This window comes from Mesorhizobium sp. M7A.F.Ca.US.005.03.2.1 (assembly GCF_003997795.1).
GTDB classification, from domain to species: Bacteria; Pseudomonadota; Alphaproteobacteria; order Rhizobiales; family Rhizobiaceae; genus Mesorhizobium; species Mesorhizobium ciceri.
Genome location: NZ_RZRP01001154.1, coordinates 1 through 1,519 on the forward strand (window position 1 = coordinate 1; position 1,519 = coordinate 1,519).

General features: G+C 64.1%; 2 protein-coding genes. Both read left to right on the plus strand.

Going from position 1 to position 1,519, the window contains the following annotated elements:
* The first annotated feature begins 203 nt into the window (after window positions 1–203).
* On the plus strand, window positions 204–1,157 hold the full coding sequence (locus tag EN991_RS35695) for a sulfonate ABC transporter substrate-binding protein (protein ID WP_127224153.1): 954 nt from the start codon (window positions 204–206) through the stop codon (window positions 1,155–1,157).
* A gap of 91 nt (window positions 1,158–1,248) precedes the next feature.
* Window positions 1,249–1,519, plus strand: a 271-nt coding sequence (locus EN991_RS35700) for an LLM class flavin-dependent oxidoreductase (protein WP_164765150.1), incomplete at its 3' end; no start/stop codon positions are given.

Below are 1,519 nucleotides of genomic sequence, written 5' to 3' on the forward strand. Positions count from 1 at the left end.
TCCTAGGGCGGAGCAAGGAGCGAAGCGACGCAGCGCAGACCCCAGGATGGCGAATTCCAGGTAGCCAAAGAAGATAATTCCCATTCTCCCCTCTAACTCGCAAAATCATTCCTCTACTAAATTTATAGAATTACCTAGCCTCATCCATCTTCCAACCGGCGAGGCCATTTCCGGCGCCGATCCGCAGCGAAGGAGAGGGATCAATGTTCAATCTAACGAGACGTGTTTTCGGCATCGGCCTGCTGGCGGCGACGGTTGCCGTGTCGTCCGGCGCCACGGCGCAGGAGCTGAAGCAGTTCAGCATCGGCTATCAGAAGACCGGCCTGCCGGTGATCGCCAGGCAGCAGCAGGTGATCGAGAAGGCACTTGAAGACAAGGGCGTGACGGTCAAGTGGGTCGAGTTCACCGCCGGTCCGCCGCTGGTCGAGGCGCTCAATGTCGGCGCCATCGATGTCGGCTGGACCGGCGACGCGCCGCCGATCTTCGGCCAGTCGGCCGGTGCCAACATCGTCTATGCCGCAGCGCTGCCGTCGAATGGCGAGGGCGAGGCGATCTTCGTCAAGCCGGCGTCGCCGATCCAGTCGGTCGCCGATCTCAAGGGCAAGCGCGTCGGTGTCGGCAAGGGCACCAGCGCGCACAATCTGCTCGTCGCCGCGCTGGAGAAGGCCGGCATCCCGTTCGACCAGATCACGCCGGTCTATCTCAGCCCGGCGGATGCGGCCGCAGCCTTTGCCAGCGACCAGATCGATGCCTGGACCGTCTGGGATCCGTTCTTCGCCATCGCCGAAACCCGCTACCAGCCGCGTGTGCTGGCCCGCTCCAGCGAGGTGCTGAAGGTCAACACCTATTTCCTCGCCAACAAGGACTTCGCCAAGGCGCATCCCGAAACCGTCACCACAACGATATCAGCCTTGGGCGAGGCGGCGAAATGGGCCGACCAGAACCGCGACAAGGTGGCCGCGGCGCTGCATGAGGTGACCGGCGTGCCGCTCGACGCGCAGATCATCGCCGCCAACCGCACCAAATTCGGCGTCTTCCCGATCACCGACGAGATCATCGCCGGCCAGCAGGCGACCGCAGACCGCTTCTTCAAGCTCGGGCTGATCCCGAACGCGGTCCGCATCTCCGACGCGGTGTGGACGGCACCCGGCAACTGACTTGTCCCCTGACGGCGCCGGGTGAGAACGCCCGGCGCCATTTGCGTTCGCACCCATATCTCCAGGAGATCCGCCCGTGACTGTGCCAGACATGACCGCGCCTGCCAGCACCGCACCGCTCGATTTCTTCTGGTTCATCCCGACGCATGGCGACGGCTCCTATCTCGGTTCCGAGGAGCAGCAGCGGCCGCCCGAATTCGGCTACTTCAAGGAGATCGCGCAGGCGGTCGACCGGCTCGGCTTTCCCGGCGTGCTGTTGCCGACCGGCCAGAATTGCGAGGATTCCTGGATCACCGCGACGGGCCTCGCGACACTCACCGAAAAACTGAAGTTCCTGGTCGCGCTGCGGCCGGGCGTGACGA